Below are 16327 nucleotides of genomic sequence, written 5' to 3' on the forward strand. Positions count from 1 at the left end.
CCTTCACGCGATCGCTACTGGTCCTTTCGGGGTGCTTGCCCGGATCGTCCCGGTCCCTTATCGTCCTCGATGTATCAATCCGATACATCCAGTCGATGGTGACCCAGGGAGGGCAGATGCGCGCACGATCCGATGTGCTCGAATCGGCGATCCTCGGTCTGCTGCACGACTCCCCGATGCACGGGTACGAGCTGCGCAAGCGCCTCAACCTGCTGCTTGGGTCCTTCCGGGCCCTCAGCTACGGGTCGCTGTACCCGTGCCTGAAGTCGCTGGCCGCCCGGGGCTGGATCTCCGGCTCCGACGCGTCCGAGGCACCGGCGCACGCCCTGTCCGGCAAGCGGGCACGCATCGTGTACCAGCTCACCGCCGAGGGCAAGGAGCAGTTCCAGAACGTGCTGGCCTCCTCCGGCCCCGCCGCCTGGGAGGACGAGAACTTCGGCTTCCGGTTCGCCTTCTTCGGCCAGACCGACGCCGAGACCCGGCTGCGCATCCTGGAGGGCCGGCGGACCCGGCTCACCGAGCGGCTGGAGATGATCCACGACTCGCTGACCCGCACCCGGGTGCGGATGGACGAGTACACCCTCGAGCTGCAACGCCACGGGCTCGACCAGGTCGAGCGCGAGGTCCGGTGGCTCGACGACCTCATCGACCACGAGCGCCGCACCCGCGGTGCCCGTCCCAGCGGAGCCGACCACCAGGTCGATCACCGCACAAACGCCGCGGGTGCTGACCCAGCGGCTCAACCTCAGAAGGAGCGAGGATGACTGCCATCCGCGTTGCGATCGCCGGTGTGGGCAACTGCGCCTCGTCGCTTGTCCAGGGCGTGCACTACTACGCCGACGCCGACCCGGCGGGCAAGGTGCCCGGCCTGATGCACGTGCAGTTCGGTGACTACCACGTCTCCGACCTGCAGTTCGTCGCGGCCTTCGACGTGGACGCGAAGAAGGTCGGCTTCGACCTGTCCGAGGCCATCGGCGCCTCGGAGAACAACACGATCAAGATCGCCGACGTGCCGCCGCTGGGCGTCACCGTGCAGCGTGGCCCGACCCTGGACGGCGTGGGCAAGTACTACGCGCAGACCATCGAGGAGTCGGACGCCGAGCCGGTCGACGTCGTGCAGGTGCTCAAGGACGCCAAGGTGGACGTCCTGGTGTCCTACCTCCCGGTGGGCTCCGAAGAGGCCGACAAGTTCTACGCCCAGGCGGCCATCGACGCCGGTGTCGCGTTCGTGAACGCCCTGCCGGTGTTCATCGCCTCCGACCCGGTGTGGGCCAAGAAGTTCGAGGACGCCGGTGTCCCGATCGTCGGCGACGACATCAAGTCCCAGGTCGGCGCGACCATCACCCACCGCGTGCTCGCCCGCCTGTTCGAGGACCGCGGCGTCATCCTGGACCGCACGTACCAGCTGAACGTCGGCGGCAACATGGACTTCAAGAACATGCTCGAGCGCGAGCGCCTGGAGTCCAAGAAGATCTCCAAGACCCAGGCCGTCACCTCGAACCTGCAGGACGGTCCGCTGGCCGGCAAGAAGGACGACCGCAACGTCCACATCGGCCCGTCGGACTACGTCGCCTGGCTGGACGACCGCAAGTGGGCCTACGTCCGCCTGGAGGGTCGTGCCTTCGGTGAGGTGCCGCTGAACCTGGAGTACAAGCTCGAGGTCTGGGACTCCCCGAACTCGGCCGGCATCATCATCGACGCCGTGCGCGCCGCGAAGATCGCCAAGGACCGCGGTGTCGGTGGCCCGATCCTGTCGGCCTCGACCTACTTCATGAAGTCCCCGCCGGTCCAGCACGAGGACCAGGAGGGCCGCGGGCTCGTCGAGGCCTTCATCCGGGGTGACATCGAGCGCTGACCGGAGCGCAGCGGAAGGTAGGCCCGAGCGCAGCGAGGTCCTGCCTGAAGCGGAGCGCAGGTCAGCGCGAGCAATAAGCACAGAGCGCTGACCGCACCGCTGAGCACCCGCCCACACCGAACGGCCCCGCCTCCCCCCGGAGAGGCGGGGCCGTTCGGCTACCCTCGCCGGGTGCAGGTGGTCTCCGATCTGAAGCAGCTCTGGCCCCTGGTCGACTTCCGGAAGCTGCTGGTGGTCCGCCTGACCAGCCAGTGCTCCGACGGCCTGTTCCAGGCCGGGCTGGCGACCCTGTTCTTCTTCTCCCCGGAGAACGCGACCACCGCGACCGGGGTGGCGGCCGCCTTCGCCGTGCTGCTCCTACCGTTCACGGTGGTCGGACCGTGGGCCGGGGTGTTCCTCGACCGGTGGCGACGACGTCAGGTGCTGGCGATCGGCAACCTGATCCGCGCCGGGCTCGCCGTGGTGATCGGGCTGATCATCCTCACCGTCGGCGTGAACCCGGCGGTGTACGTGCTCGCGCTGGTGACCCTGTCGGTGAACCGGTTCCTGCTGGCGGCGATGTCGGCCTCCCAGCCGCGGGTGGTCGCCGGCGAGCTGCTGCTCACGGCGAACTCGATCACTCCGACCCTCGGCACCCTCTGCAACGGCCTGGGCACCGGGATCGGGTTGGGCCTGAGCCTGGTGCTGCCGCAGACCTCGGTGCGGGACTTCGTCGTGCTGCTGTGCGCCGCCGCGGTGATGCTGTGCGCCTCGCTGCTGGCCGGGCGGATCGGGATCGACCGCCTGGGCCCCGATGTCACCGTCGACGTGCGGCAGATCCGGCAGCAGCTGAGCAGCCTCGGCCACGGCCTGGTCGACGGCGCGCGCTACCTGATCCGGCGCGGCACCCCCGGCCGGGCACTGACCGTGATGACCGTGCACCGGTTCCTGTACGGCGTGGTGTTCATCGCCAGCATCCTGATCGCCCGGAACCTGCTGTCCGACCCCACCGACGCCCGGCAGGGGCTGCTCACCTTCGGGGTGATCGGGTCGGCGACCGGGATCGGCTTCGCATTGGCGATCGTGGTCACCCCGATCGTGTCGCCGCTGATCGGCCCGCACTCCTGGATCGCCGCCTGCATGATGTTGGCGGCCGTCACTCAGGCGCTGCTCGCCGTCACCGTCGCCTGGCCCGCCGTGATCGCCGGGTCGCTGCTGCTCGGCCTGGCCGCCCAGGGCGCGAAGATCGCCGTGGACACCATCGTGCAGCGGGACACCGCCGACGCGTATCGCGGCCGGGCGTTCTCCCTCTACGACGTGCTCTACAACGCCGCCTTCGTGGGCGCGGCAGCCCTCGGGGCGTTCACGCTGCCGGACACCGGGTGGTCCCGGCCGGTGTTCGCCGCCCTCGCCGTGGTGTACCTCGCGGCGGGGCTGCTCTACCGGACCCGAGCGACCGAGCCGAACCCGGTCTAGCCGAGCCGCGCGGCTCGCCCCGCCCGGCCCAGCCCGGCCCGCCGAGTTCGGCACTTCCGCCCCGCCCCGCACGCCGAGTTCGGCACTTCCGCCCCGACTTCGCGAGCTCAGATCCCGAACTCGGGGCCGAACCAGCGAACTCGACGTCGGGCCCCCGGCCCGCGACCGGGTCAGATGCGCTTCGCCCGGCCGGTACACCTGCTCGACCGTGTCGTTGACCCCGGTTTGAGCACGTGATCGGGATTGCGGGGTACTCAATGCGAGTCCTGAACCACTCAACCCGAAGGCCCGACCCACTCAACCTGGACCGTTCCACTTCCGCGGAGTTCCGCGCGCCGCCACAGTCGTCGCCATGAGCGATCTGAGTCTGGACCTGGAAGCCGCACGGTCGGCGCAGTCCGCCCTGCACCGGGTCTCGGGCGGGCTGCGCCTCGACCTGCGGCAGTGGGTGCCGAATGCCGGTGCCACCCGGGTGCACACGGCACTGGACGCCTGGGTGTCGTGGATCGCGCAGGACAGCACCACGCTGTCCGCGCGGGTGTGGGCCGACGGTGACGCCGTGCGCGATGCCGCCGCTGCCCTGATCGATGCCGACCGACAGCTGGCCACCGCCGGTGTGGCGGCGGCCCGGTGACCGCCTGGACCCGGGAGGACCCCGGTGCCGGCGATCTGGACGGGTTGGACGCCCTGGTCGGCCGGTTGTGTCGGCACCTCGATGCCCTGGTTCAGGCACGCGATGAGGTCGCATCGGTCGGTCACCATGTCGCGGCGGGATGGACGGGACAGGGCGCGCAGGCGTGGCAGGAGTCGACCACCGCACGGACCCGGCAGCTCACGACCAGCGAGGACCTGACCCGGCGCGGCGCGGAGGCGGTGGCGTTCTACAGCGGGCAGGTCAGGGTGATCCGGTCCCGGGCCTCGATCGTGCACGAGGACATCGCCTTCGCCCGCACCGCCGTACGTCGGGCGACTGAGGAGTGGGACCGGGTCCAACACGACCCGCTCGCCGACGACTGGGATCGGCGGATGGCGCTGATGGCGGTGCAGCGCACCGAGCAGGAGCTGATCGACGCCGATGCGGTGCTGGACCGACTGGCTCTGGAGCGTCAGGCTCTGGACGACGGGTTGGCTCCGGTGTTGGAGTCGGTGGTCCCGGTGACCTGGTCCGGTGGCGGGCGGGTGACAGCCGAGTGTTCGGTGGACGCCTTCGGCCGTGGCATCCCCGGGATGGCCGCATGGGTCGCGGGGCTGCCGGAGGGCGCGCAGGGTGACGCGGCAGCGCGGTGGCTGGTGGGGCAGTTGACCCAGGGCGAGTACGACGCGCTGCTGGCAGCCTGCCCGGAACTGGCCTGCCGGTTGATGGCCGACGACACCACCGGGGCGTTCGCCGTGCGGTACCCCGGGTTGGACGCGGCGATCGACCTGGCCGACCCCGACGCCCGGATCGCCGCGGTGCTGGCCGCGTGTGCCGCGATGACCCCGGAGGAACTCGCCGGGCTGACCCGCGCCTACCCCGGGGTGGTCAACAACCTGGACGGGGTGCCGCTGGCCACGAGGATCGCCGCCAACCGGGTCGCTGTCGCCGCAGCCGTGGTCGATGCGAACCGGCGACTGGCGGAGGTGCGCGAACGGATGACACAGCTGGCCACGGGTGCCGGGCCGGACGACCTGACCGAACTCAGCCGGTTGTCCGAGCAGAAGGTGGAGCTGGAAGCATCGCTTGCCTGGTACGACACGCTGCTGCACGAGCCGGACATCGACACCGTGGATGCCGAGGGCAACCCGATGAAGATGACGGGTCACCACGTGGTGGCCTTCGACCCGGAGACCGGGGTGTTCGGCGAGCTGGTCGGCAATGCCGGGGCACCGAATGTCGCGGTGCTGGTCGGTGGCACCGGGACGAACTTCGTTTCGATGTCCGGGCAACGCAGCCGGGCGTGGGAGTTCGTCAGCGCGGCACCACAAGGCCTAGGGGTGATCACCTATCTCGGTGGCCTGATGCCTCAGGGGGTGCACATCGAGAACCCTCGTGCGAAGCATGCTTTCGAGGCCGTCGACCCCGCCTACGCCAAGAGCGCCGGTCCACGCCTGGCGTCCTTCGCCAACGGTGTGCGGGCCGTCACCGGGGCCACGGTCACCGTGGCGGGGCACTCCTACGGCGGATCAGTGGTGGGCGCCGCCGAAGCGCACGGCATGGTGGTCGACCGGATCCTGCACATCGAGTCCGCCGGTGCCGGGCCAGGCATCCATACCCCGGACCAGTACGCGGCCCCGAACACCCCGCGCTACTCCATGACCGCACCCGGCGACGTCATCGGAATCATCCAGGGAACGAGCGTCGGTTCGCTGCTCGGGCACGGTGCCGACCCCGACACCCTGCCCGGCGTCACACACCTGGAGACCGGCCGGATCGACAGCACCGACCCGACCAGCGAGCTCCTGCAAGGGCCGTCATCCCACAGCCAGGTGTTCACCCGGGGATCCGACGCCTGGAACAACATGCGCGCGGTGATGACCGGTGGTGACGTCACCCTGTGGACCGACCCGGATCTCGCGCACGCCACCGGGGCTGTCGACCCGCAGTACACCTACCCGATGCAAGACCCGACGTACGTCCCACCCACTGCGGACGTGCCGTGAGCACCCGCCGCACCGCGACCGCTGGTGCTACCGCACTGCTCCTGCTCGCGAGTTGCTCAACCGGCCCCTCGCAGGAGATCCGGGTCGGGAATGCCGAACGCTCCTACCGCTACACCGTCGCCCTCGCCGACCAGCTGGTCGCCCACACCCGTGAGACCTTCCCGGACCTGACATTCGACCTCAACAAGCAAGCCGGTGCCGACGACTGGTCGGCGTGCACCGACGAGAACTACGTCAACGGTGGGCAACCCGAGGTGTACCAGTGGGGGGCGAGTCGATACTTGACGATCAGGCCCGCCGACCCACCCGGCACCGTCCAGTTGATCGAACCGATCGCGCACGCCTACATCGACGCAGGCTGGACGATTCGCAGGGATGAACGGGACCAGGTCACCTCGCCCTCGTACGACCTCAATAAGGGCGGCACGATGATCGGCTTTGTCGCTCGATCCCTCGACGCCCCGCCGGAACGAATCAACACACTCATCATCCACGTGTACGGCCCCTGCCTGGACTCCCCGAACGACCTCGGCGACTTCGACCCCTACGACCCCGATGCCTACTTCGACGCCCACTGACACCGACGCCCACTGGTCGCCGCACCATGGGATGGCACCGTTCAGCCCCAGTGCGGGCAGTCGGTATCGCCTGGTCTCCACCCACCAGGCCAGCGGCGCCACTGGCACAGCGTCCTCGCTCCGGGACACGAGTGCCGGCACAGCCCCTGGCCGTGGCGCAGACTGTGCCGCGCGAGGTCAGCAGCGCAGCCGACCCGCCCCACCAGAGCCTGCGCACCCCGAACGACGGGCCGCGAACCGGCGCCGCCTCCTGATCGCGATCACCTCGACTCTGATGCTGCTCGCCGGTTGCTCAACCGGCCCGTCGCAGGAGGTCCGGGTCGGGAATGCCGAACGCAGCTACCGCTACACCGTCACCCTCGCCGACCAGCTGGTCGCCCACACCCGTGAGACCTTCCCGGACCTGACATTCGACCTCAACAAGCAAGCCGGTGCCGACGACTGGTCGGCGTGCACCGACGAGAACTACGTCAACGGTGGGCAACCCGAGGTGTACCAGTGGGGAGCGAGTCGATACATGACGATCAGGCCCGCCTACCCACCCGGCACCGTCCAGTTGATCGAACCGATCGCGCAGGCCTACATCGACGCAGGCTGGACGATTCGCCGGGACAACCGGGACCAGGCCACCTCGCCGTGGTTCGACCTCACGAAGGACGGCACGCTGATCAGCTTCGCCGCCCGATCCCTCGACGCTCCCCCAGAATGGAACAACACCCTCAACATCCACGTGTACGGCCCCTGCCTGGACTCCCCGAACGACCTCGGCGAATTCGACCGCAACGACCCCGATGCCTACTTCGACGCCCACTGAGGCAGGCGCCGACCGCGTGACCAGCCGCTCATCGCCGCCCCTGCACGGTCAGTGCTGTCAGCGCCCCGCCCACCAGGCCAGCAGCGCCGCCCGCGCAGCGTCCTCCCCCATCGGCCCGTTCTCCATCCGCAGCTCCAGCAGGTGCCGGTATGCCTCGCCGACCTCGCGCCCCGGCCCGATGCCGAGGATCGCCATGATCTGCGTCCCGTCCAGGTCGGGCCGGATCGCCGCGAGCTCCTCCTGCTCCCGCAGCTCGGCGATCCGCTGCTCCAGGTCGTCGTAGGCCTCGGACAGCCGACGGGCCTTGCGCTGGTTGCGGGTGGTGCAGTCCGAGCGGGTCAGCCGGTGCAGCCGTTCCAGCAGCGGGCCGGCGTCGGTGACGTAGCGGCGCACCGCGGAGTCGGTCCAGGCACCGTCGCCGTAGCCGTGGAACCGCAGGTGCAGTTCGACCAGCCGGGACACCTGCTTGATCGTGTTCTTGTCGAAGTGCAGCGCCCGCAGCCGCTTCGCGGTCATCTTGGCGCCGACCACCTCGTGGTGGTGGAAGCTGACGCCGCCGCCGTCCTCGAACCGGCGGGTGGGCGGCTTGCCGATGTCGTGCAGCAGCGCGGCGAGCCGGAGCACCAGGTCGGGGCCGGGCACCGGTCCGTCGGGGCCGGTCTCCAGGGCGATCGCCTTGTCCAGGACGGTCAGCGAGTGCTCGTAGACGTCCTTGTGGCGGTGGTGCTCGTCGATCTCCAGGCGCAGCGCGGGCAGTTCGGGCAGCACCCGGTCGGCCAGTCCGGTGTCGACCAGCACCCGCAGCCCGGCGCGCGGGTCGGCGGACAGCAGGAGCTTGACCAGTTCGTCCCGCACCCGCTCGGCGGAGACGATGCTGATCCGATCGGCCATGTCGGTGGCGGCGGTGAAGGCGTCGTCGTCGACGGTGAACCCGAGCTGCGCGGCGAACCGGGCGGCCCGCATCATCCGCAGCGGGTCGTCGTCGAATGACTGCCGGGGGTCGACCGGGGTGCGCAGCACGCCACGGGCCAGGTCGCTCAGGCCGTCGAAGGGGTCCACGAAGGTGAGGTCGGGCAGCCGGATCGCCATCGAGTTCACGGTGAAGTCGCGCCGGGACAGGTCGCCGTCCAACGTGTCGCCGAAGGCCACCTCGGGCTTGCGGGAGGTCGGGTCGTAGGCGTCGGTGCGGTAGGTGGTCACCTCGACCACCACGTCCTCGCTCTGGTCCCCGCGGCGGCTGCGCTTCTGGGCGCCGATCGTGCCGAACTCGCGGCCGATGTCCCAGTGCGCGTCGCCCCAGCGGGCGAGGATCCGCTCCGACTCGTCGGGGGTGGCGGAGGTGGTGAAGTCCAGGTCGGCGCTGGCCCGGCCCAGGAACGCGTCGCGCACCGGACCGCCGACCAGGGCCAGCTCGTGTCCGGCGGCGCGGAACAGCTCCCCGAGCTCCAGGGCAGCGGGTGCGAGCTCGGCGATCACCGTCAGGGCGCGCTGGCGCAGGACGGCAAGGTTCTGGGATGACTCCGACACGGTGTCCAAGCCTGCCAGATCGATGGTCCGGGGCTGTCGCCGGGGTGGCTTGGCTACAGTGGCCGCATGTCCGAGCCGACCCCCGCCATGCCCCCGGCCGGCATTCCCGCGCCTCCGGGCGGTCACGCGCTGCGGATCGACCCGCGCGGCGCCCGGCCCCGCACGACGTTGCCGGTGGTCGAGGAGACCTCGGCCGGTGGTCTGGTGGTCCGGGTCAGTGGTGGGGTGCACGTCGCCGCGGTGATCGCGCGACGCAACCGGGCCGGTCGGCTCGAGTGGTGCCTGCCGAAGGGTCATCTGGAGGGCACCGAGACCGCCGAGGAGGCGGCCGTGCGGGAGATCGCCGAGGAGACAGGGATCATCGGCACCATCGTGCGTCGGCTCGGGGTGATCGACTACTGGTTCACCGGGGACGACCGCCGGGTGCACAAGATGGTGCATCACTACCTGTTGGGCGCCGTGGGTGGCGAGCTCACCGTCGAGGACGACCCGGACGGCGAGGCAGAGGACGCGGCGTGGGTGCCGGTGTCCGAGCTGCCGTCCCGGCTGGCCTATCCCAACGAGCGTCGACTGGCCGAGACCGCTTCCCTGGTGCTGGCCGACGGGGCATGAGGCACGCTGCCCCGAAGCGCCGATGGGCGGCGCTGCTGACCGTGCTGGTCGCCCTCGGGCTGACCGGCCTGGTCGCCGTCCCCGCCGGTGCCGCGCCGTCCAGTGAGGACCTGCCGGTGGCGGTGAGCCTGGCGGCGATGACGCCGCAGGTGCTCACACCGGGCGAGGACCTGAACGTGACGGTGAGCCTGCGCAACAACGGGGACGAGGAGATCACCTCGCCGCGCGCCTCGGTCCGGATCTACCGCTACCGGATGTCCAACCGGGACCAGCTCGACCAGTGGGCGACCAGGACCGACACCGGGCCCTACGGCGATGTCGCCGCCACCCAGTCGTTGGACGCGCCGATCCCGCCCGGCGGCTCGGCGACGGTGACGATCACGGTCCCGGCGCGATCGATCGGTCTGTCCCGTACCTCCGACGCTTGGGGGCCGCGCGGTCTGACGGTGGACGTCGGCGACGGGAGCTCCCGGGTCGGGATCGAGCGCAGCTTCCTGCTGTGGAACTCCGACGACGACCTGACGCCGACGCAGGTCGGTGTGCTCACCCCGGTCACCGGACCGGCCGTCACCCCGACCGTGGACGACGATCAGACCGAGGAGCAGGAACCGCAGCCCACGCCGACGTCGTCGTCGGCACCGACCGCGAGCGCCGACCCGGAGACCTCGTCCGCCGACGCCCCGGAGCAGCAGCCCAGCGGCGACCCGACCGCCCACGGTGACAGCGCCGAGGTCGGTTTGGACGCGCTGACCGCGTCGGGCGGTCGCCTCAGCCGGCTGCTGCAGGCCACGGCCGGCCACCCCTCGGTGTCCTGGGCGGTCGACCCGGCCCTGCTGCGCCAGGTGGCCGACGGCAGCCGTGCCGACCGCGCGTGGGCCGAGGCGCTCACCGCCGCCGGTGCCGACCGTGAGGTGCTGCGTCTGCCGTGGGCCGATCCGGATCTGGCGGCGCTGGCGCACTCCGGCCGGTCCAGCAGCACCGACCTGCTGAGTCAGGCGCTCAGCTCTTCGGCCGCCGCGAGCGACGAGCTCCTGACCGACGCCCCCACCCTGTTGTGGGGGTCGAACCCGGTGCTGGACGAGTCGACTGCGGAGCTGGCAGCCGCCCACGGTGACGGCGCCGCCCTGGTCACCGGCACCGCGTCGATGCCCGCCCGCTCCGACACCGACACACCCTCCGCTCCGACCAATGTGCAGACCGACGGTGGTCAGGTGACGGCCCTGGTCCCCGACGCCACCCTGTCCGAGCTGCTCACCGACCCGAACGCGGTGCAGGCGGGCAGCAGTCCGGCGATCGCCGCCCAGCGCATGCTGGCCGAGACCGCGGTGATCGCCCGGGGCGACGACTCCGGTGGCAGCTACGTGCTGATCACCACCCCGCGGGACTGGAGCCCGCAGAGCAGTGCCGCCGACGCCCAGCTGACCGCGCTGGAGTCCGCTCCGTGGGTCCGCACCACCTCGGTCGCCGACATGCTCGCCGCGCAGGACGCCGGGCGGGTGACCAGCAGCGACCGCGCCGACCCGCCCAGCACCGAGCGTGACCCGGCCGAGCTGACCCCGGCCTGGGTGAACGCGCTGGCCACCCAGTGGGAGTCGGCGGAGGACTTCGCCAGCGTGGTCGCCGACCCGGCCGGCCTGCTGCGGGGGCTCGACACCGACGTGCTCGCCCCGCTGTCGGTCGCCTGGCGCGCCGACCCCGACGGCCGCGCCGGTGCGGTCGAGGCGGCCATCGCTCAGGCCACCGCCCGGCAGAGCGGACTGTCGGTGCTGCTGAACGAACAGTTCACCGTCATCAGCTCCTCCTCGCAGATCACCGTGAACGTGCGCAACGAGCTGGATCAGGACGCCACCGTGCGGGTCGAGCTGCGGCCGCAGAAGGGCTGCCTGGAGACCACGCGCTCGCCGCTGGTGTCGGTGAGCGCGAACTCCGAGACCCCGGTCCCCCTCACCCTGCGCGCGACCGCCAACTGCGACGTCGACGTGGACGTGTCCCTGATCGCGGAGAACGGCCGCGAACTGTCCATGCCGCAGACCATCTCGCTGCGGCTGGCCCCCACCATCGAGAGCGTCGGCACCATCGTGGTCGGGGCGCTGCTGTTCGCCGGACTGCTGTTCGGCATCTGGCGGACGGTGCGCCGGGGTCAGACCAACCGCCGCGGAGCACGCGTGCTGGCCGAGGGGTCGGCGCAGGACACGAAGGACGACTGATGACCGCACCCGCTCCCGATCCGGAGAGCGAATCCACCGAGCAGGCTGCCGCGTCGGTCCGGCTCGGCCGCGCCTCGGCGATCATGGCCTCCGGCACCGCGGTGTCCCGGGTGTTCGGCGTCATCAACATCACCCTGCTCGGTTGGGCGATCGGCACCACCACCAACATCGCCGACGCGTTCTCGGTGGCGAACAAGGTGCCGAACACGCTGTATCTGCTGATCGTCGGCGGCGTGCTGAACGCGGTGCTGGTGCCGCAGGTGGTGCGCGCGTACCGGCGTCCCGACGGGCAGACCTACGTCGACAAGCTGTTGACCGTCGGCTTCGTGTTCCTCGGTGGCCTCACGCTGGTGCTCACCGTCGCCGCGCCGCTGTGGGTCCGGCTGTACTCCGACTACCCCGATCCGCGCACCACCGCGATCGCCACCGCGCTGGCCTTCTGGTCGATCCCGCAGGTGTTCTTCTACGGGGTCTACTCCCTGCTCGGGCAGGTGCTGAACGCGCGCGGGTCCTTCGGGCCGTACATGTGGGCACCGGTGGTCAACAACCTGGTGTTCATCGCCGGGATCCTGGTGTTCTCCCGGATGTTCGGCAGCATCGAGCAGGCCACCGACCTCGACTCCTGGTCGACCGCGCAGACCGTGGTGCTCGGCGGTTCGGCCACCCTCGGCATCGTCGCGCAGGCGCTGATCCTCCTGGTCCCGCTGTACCGCAGCGGCTTCCGCTACCGCCCGCGCTGGGGCCTGCGGGGCTCCGGACTCGGTTCGGCGGGACGGGTCGCGACCTGGACCTTCGCCGGGCTGCTGGTCGGGCAGATCGGTGTGCTGGCGGTGAGCGTGGTCGCCAGCGCGGTGCCGAAGGACCTGAACCTGGCCGGGAACGCGATCTACGACCGGGCGTTCCTGATCTTCATGCTCCCGCACTCGCTGGTGACCGTGTCACTGGCCACCGCGCTGTTCACCCGGCTCTCGGCCAAGGCGGCCGCCGAGGACACCGCTGCCGTCCGCGCGGACTTCTCCCTCGGTCTGCGCACCGTCGGGCTCTTCACCGTGCTGGGTACCACCGGGATCGCGGTGCTGGCGTACCCGCTCAGCCGCCTGCTGATCGTCGGTCAGCCGGATGCCGCGGTCCACGCACTGGCTCAGGTCGTGGTGCCGATGGTGCTCGGGCTTACCGGCTTCGGTGTCTGGTCGCTGTGCCAGCGGGTGTACTACGCCTACCAGGACGCCCGATCGATGTTCCCGATCCAGGTCGTGATGGCGGTGATCGTGATCGTCGGCACCCTGGTCGGACGCCTCGTCCTGGACCCGGCCTACTGGGTGGCGACCGCCGCCGCGTCGATGGCGCTGTCCTACTGGGTCGGCGCCGGGATCGCGATGCTGGCGCTGCGGCGCCGGCTGCACGGCATCGACGGCCGTCGGGTGCTGCAGGTGCACGTCAAGGCCCTGATCGCCGCCGTGCTCGCGGGCGGTGCCGGGCTCGGCCTGCTGGCGGCGCTCGGCCCGGTGCGTGGTTTCGGGGACGCCCTGCTCGCCTGCGTGCTGGGCGGGATCCTGATGGCGGGGATCTACCTCGCGGTGCTCCTGCTGCTCCGGGTCACCGAACTGCGCTCGGCCGTCGCGCCGGTGCTGCGCCGACTCAAGCGCTGACGGCCCCGCCACCGCACCGCGCACGGGTGCGCTGGCTAGCATGGCCCGCAACGACGACCCGGCGATCATCGAGGAGGACCCCGCGTGGCACAGCAGCGCCCCGGCACCTCCCCCGGTGGCGCCCGACGCGGCTCCATCGGTGCGACCGTCGGGGGTCGCTACCGGCTCGACCGTCCCCTGGTGACCGAACTGCCCGGCGCCGAACCGTGGTCAGCCACCGACACGATCCTCGACCGTCCGGTCCGGGTCGACCTGATCTCGGGCCCCCGGACCGCTTCCGCCCTCGACGCCGCGCGCCGCGCCGCCCTGGTCACCGAGCCGCGTCTGGCCCGGATCCTCCAGGTGGCCCAGGACGGCGAGCTGGGCGTCATCGTCAGCAACCAGGTCGACGGTCGTTCGCTCGCCGACCTGGCAGCCGCGGGCCCGCTGGTCCCGGAGCAGGCACGCGCCATCGTCGGGGAGGTCGCCGCCGCCCTGGAGGAGGCGCGACGCCGGGGCCTGCACCACCTCGCCCTGCGCCCCGGCGCCGTCGTCGTCACCCCCGCCGGTCGGGTCATCGTGCGTGGCCTCGCCGTCGACGGTGCCCTGATCGGATTGGCCGACACCCGGGCGCACGCCGCCAGCCGCCGGGACGCGATCGATCTGATCCGCCTGCTCTACTCCGCGCTCACCGGGTACTGGCCCGCCCCGCCGACCAGCACGGGTGCCGTGCCCACCTTCGCCGAATGGTCGGGTTCGGACGCCGCGGCCCCGCAGGCCGAGCCGGAGACCGGGCTCCCCGACGCGCCCACCACCGGCACCGGTTCCACCCCACCCGCCGAACTGGTCCCCCAGGTCCCGGCCGACCTGGACACCCTGTGCGCCGTCACCCTCGGGCCGCACGAGGACGGGCCGCACAGCCCCGGCGAGGTGGTGCGCGAGCTGGAGCCGTGGCGCGCGGTGCACGCCGAGGAGCTGTTCCGCGCTGCCGACGCCGGACGGTGGCCATCGGTCGGGTCCTCCGCGGGCTCGACGACGGCGGCCGGGTCGACGGCCTTCGCACCGGTGAAGCCCGCCGGTGCGGCTGGTGTGGGTGGGATGGTCGGCGGCGGTGCTGGTGTGGCCGCTGGCTCGGCCTCTGCCGTCGGCTCGACCGCTGTTGCTGGCTCGACCGCCTCCGTCGCGGACAGCGGGGACGCCCGGGCGAGGGAGACCACGGCACAGGCCGACGCCGCCGTGGCCGAGGACGAGTCCCCTGCCTCGACGCCCTCATCCGGTGACGACGCCCCGACGCCGACGACACCCACCCCCCTGGCCTCCGACGACGACACCGGGCTGAGCTGGATCCTCCCTGCGCCGGACGACGCCTCCGCCGCGACCTCGGCGAGCGCCGCCCCGACGCCGGTCTGGCCGACGATGCGCCCGGACGACGAGCCGTTCACCGCTGCGGTCACGGCGGCCGAATCCGCCCCAGCGCCGGTCGCCCCCCAGTCCGCCCCGGCCCCCGCAGTGGCGGACCCCGAGCCAGCCCCGGAGACCGCCCGTCCCGCCGCGGCCAGCCCCACCGCGGCACCCGAGCGCACACCGGACCCGCCGACCAGCGCCCCCGCCTCGACCCCGGCCACACCCGATCCGGACCGGGCCGCACCCGATCCGGACCCGGCCACCGGCGACGACACCCCGGGCACGGCAACCGTCGACCCGGTACCCGCCCCCTCCGACGCCGCATCGCCGACTCCTTCCGAGCCCGGCCCCCCGACCGCCGAGACGCCGACCCCGGCCTCCGCCCCTCCGACGGGAAGCTCCACGATGACCGACCAGCAGAAGCCCACCCCGGACGACGGCACCGATGCCGAGTCGACCACCCCGGCCCAGGGCACCGCCCCCGCACCGGGCGGCTCACCCGCACGGCAGTCGATCCGCGCCTCCTTCGGCTCGGGTGAGGGTGCCGGTGCACGACGCCCGGGCACGCCGCCGCCCGCGATCCCGCCGCGCACGCCGGGCCGTCAGGCCTCCAGCGCCGCTGCGGGCACGGCCGGCGCAGCTGCTGCGGGCACGGCCGGCGCAGCCGCTGCCTCTGCCGCACCGGCTTCCGCCGGGCCCACCGGCACCACGGCAACGGGCGCTGCGAGCGGAACCACCGCCGCGCGGCCGGTCGACACGTCCGCCCCGGCCGCGACCTCCGCCTTCCCCGCGACCAGCAGCGGCACCGCCCCCTCGGCCCGTGGTGCCGGTTCCGGCGGCGACACCCCCGACTGGGGTCTGCCGTTCGACCCCGAGTCCCGGCAGCCCCGCCAGCCCCGGCACCAGTTCGACCCCACCCGGTGGGTGCTCGGACTGGTCGGCGTCGGCATCGTCGTCGCCCTGGTGATCGCCATCGGTAACGTCACCCGGCCCTGGGGCGAGGGCAGCGGCAGCAACGACGCGGCCGCCACCCCGAGCGCGCAGGCCACCGCCGCACCGACCGAGGCACCCGCCGCCCCGGCCGAGGAACCGGCGCCGGCAGCGCCCGCGGTGGTCCCGACCATCGCGGGGGTCACCACCATCGACCCGTCGGACGGCGACGGGGAGAAGGAGGAGCTGATCCCGCGGATCTGGGACGGCGACCCGAACACCGCCTGGTACACGCACACCTACAACCGGCCCGACTTCGCCGGGTTCAAGAACGCGGTGGGCATCGCCATCACCCTGGCCGAGCCCGCCACGGTCACCTCCGTCACCTTGGAGGTGAACGGTTCCGGCGGCAACGTCGAGGTCCGTGCCACCGACGCCGCCAACCCCACCGCGGGGGACGTGCTGACCGCAGGCCCCCTGAACGGCCACACGGTGCTGACCCTGAGCCAGCCGACCGAGACCCAGAGCCTGGTGCTGTGGTTCACCTCGCTGGCGCAGACCCCGGACGGCAAGAACCGGATCGAGATCTCCGAGCTGTCGGTCCAGTAGGTCCGGGAACACCCGGCACCCGCGCACTGTTCTTCCCCACGTCTTCGCAGCAGTCCCTCGAGAGGTAG

Annotated in this window: 12 protein-coding genes; 11 read left to right on the top strand and 1 reads right to left on the bottom strand. The window is 71.8% G+C overall.

All coding sequences use genetic code 11. From position 1 onward, the window contains the following. Positions 1-116: 116 nt before the first annotated feature. From HGK68_RS15780 to HGK68_RS15810, 7 genes are all read left to right on the top strand, one after another. Positions 117-764, top strand: a complete 648-nt coding sequence (locus HGK68_RS15780) for a PadR family transcriptional regulator (protein ID WP_169166818.1) — start codon at positions 117-119, stop codon at positions 762-764. Continuing rightward, positions 761-1855 carry an inositol-3-phosphate synthase gene (locus HGK68_RS15785; RefSeq protein ID WP_169166819.1) on the top strand — a complete coding sequence of 365 codons (1095 nt, stop codon included), beginning with the start codon at positions 761-763 and terminating at the stop codon, positions 1853-1855. Before HGK68_RS15780 ends, HGK68_RS15785 begins: the two co-directional genes overlap by 4 nt. A gap of 171 nt (positions 1856-2026) precedes the next feature. After that, positions 2027-3310, top strand: coding sequence for an MFS transporter (locus HGK68_RS15790; RefSeq protein WP_169166820.1), 1284 nt, complete (start codon positions 2027-2029; stop codon positions 3308-3310). A 352-nt stretch (positions 3311-3662) separates the two neighbouring features. Further along, complete coding sequence (locus HGK68_RS15795) at positions 3663-3944, top strand: hypothetical protein (RefSeq protein WP_169166821.1); 282 nt, start codon at positions 3663-3665, stop codon at positions 3942-3944. Beyond that, on the top strand, positions 3941-5950 hold the full coding sequence (locus HGK68_RS15800) for an alpha/beta hydrolase (RefSeq protein ID WP_169166822.1): 2010 nt from the start codon (positions 3941-3943) through the stop codon (positions 5948-5950). The genes HGK68_RS15795 and HGK68_RS15800 overlap by 4 nt, the downstream gene beginning before the upstream one ends. Beyond that, the gene (locus HGK68_RS15805; protein WP_169166823.1) at positions 5947-6528 is read left to right on the top strand and encodes a hypothetical protein; all 582 of its coding nucleotides are present in this window, start codon (positions 5947-5949) and stop codon (positions 6526-6528) included. Before HGK68_RS15800 ends, HGK68_RS15805 begins: the two co-directional genes overlap by 4 nt. 274 nt (positions 6529-6802) lie before the next feature. Beyond that, positions 6803-7342, top strand: coding sequence for a hypothetical protein (locus tag HGK68_RS15810; RefSeq protein WP_169166824.1), 540 nt, complete (start codon positions 6803-6805; stop codon positions 7340-7342). Positions 7343-7399: 57 nt separating this feature from the next. Here the strand turns inward: HGK68_RS15810 and HGK68_RS15815 are convergent, their stop codons facing one another. Next, on the bottom strand, positions 7400-8869 hold the full coding sequence (locus HGK68_RS15815) for a CCA tRNA nucleotidyltransferase (protein ID WP_169166825.1): 1470 nt from the start codon (positions 8867-8869) through the stop codon (positions 7400-7402). A gap of 66 nt (positions 8870-8935) precedes the next feature. Between HGK68_RS15815 and HGK68_RS15820 the strand changes: the two genes are divergently transcribed. From HGK68_RS15820 to HGK68_RS15835, 4 genes are all read left to right on the top strand, one after another. After that, on the top strand, positions 8936-9481 hold the full coding sequence (locus HGK68_RS15820) for an NUDIX hydrolase (protein WP_246260443.1): 546 nt from the start codon (positions 8936-8938) through the stop codon (positions 9479-9481). Further along, positions 9478-11688, top strand: coding sequence for a DUF6049 family protein (locus HGK68_RS15825; RefSeq protein ID WP_169166826.1), 2211 nt, complete (start codon positions 9478-9480; stop codon positions 11686-11688). Before HGK68_RS15820 ends, HGK68_RS15825 begins: the two co-directional genes overlap by 4 nt. Beyond that, positions 11688-13337, top strand: coding sequence for a murein biosynthesis integral membrane protein MurJ (gene murJ / locus HGK68_RS15830; protein WP_169166827.1), 1650 nt, complete (start codon positions 11688-11690; stop codon positions 13335-13337). The genes HGK68_RS15825 and murJ overlap by 1 nt, the downstream gene beginning before the upstream one ends. Before the next feature lie 84 nt (positions 13338-13421). Next, positions 13422-16259, top strand: a complete 2838-nt coding sequence (locus HGK68_RS15835) for a protein kinase family protein (RefSeq protein ID WP_169166828.1) — start codon at positions 13422-13424, stop codon at positions 16257-16259. The last annotated feature ends 68 nt before the right edge of the window (positions 16260-16327 follow it).

The organism is Cellulomonas taurus (assembly GCF_012931845.1).
GTDB classification, from domain to species: Bacteria; Actinomycetota; Actinomycetes; order Actinomycetales; family Cellulomonadaceae; genus Cellulomonas; species Cellulomonas taurus.

Excerpts from the sequence above, each read along its gene's own strand:
- HGK68_RS15780 (WP_169166818.1), top strand. The coding sequence starts at position 117 with ATGCGCGCACGATCCGATGTGCTCGAATCGGCGATCCTCGGTCTGCTG.
- HGK68_RS15785 (WP_169166819.1), top strand. The coding sequence starts at position 761 with ATGACTGCCATCCGCGTTGCGATCGCCGGTGTGGGCAACTGCGCCTCG.
- HGK68_RS15795 (WP_169166821.1), top strand. The coding sequence starts at position 3,663 with ATGAGCGATCTGAGTCTGGACCTGGAAGCCGCACGGTCGGCGCAGTCC.
- HGK68_RS15810 (WP_169166824.1), top strand. The coding sequence starts at position 6,803 with ATGCTGCTCGCCGGTTGCTCAACCGGCCCGTCGCAGGAGGTCCGGGTC.
- HGK68_RS15820 (WP_246260443.1), top strand. The coding sequence starts at position 8,936 with ATGTCCGAGCCGACCCCCGCCATGCCCCCGGCCGGCATTCCCGCGCCT.
- HGK68_RS15825 (WP_169166826.1), top strand. The coding sequence starts at position 9,478 with ATGAGGCACGCTGCCCCGAAGCGCCGATGGGCGGCGCTGCTGACCGTG.
- murJ (WP_169166827.1), top strand. The coding sequence starts at position 11,688 with ATGACCGCACCCGCTCCCGATCCGGAGAGCGAATCCACCGAGCAGGCT.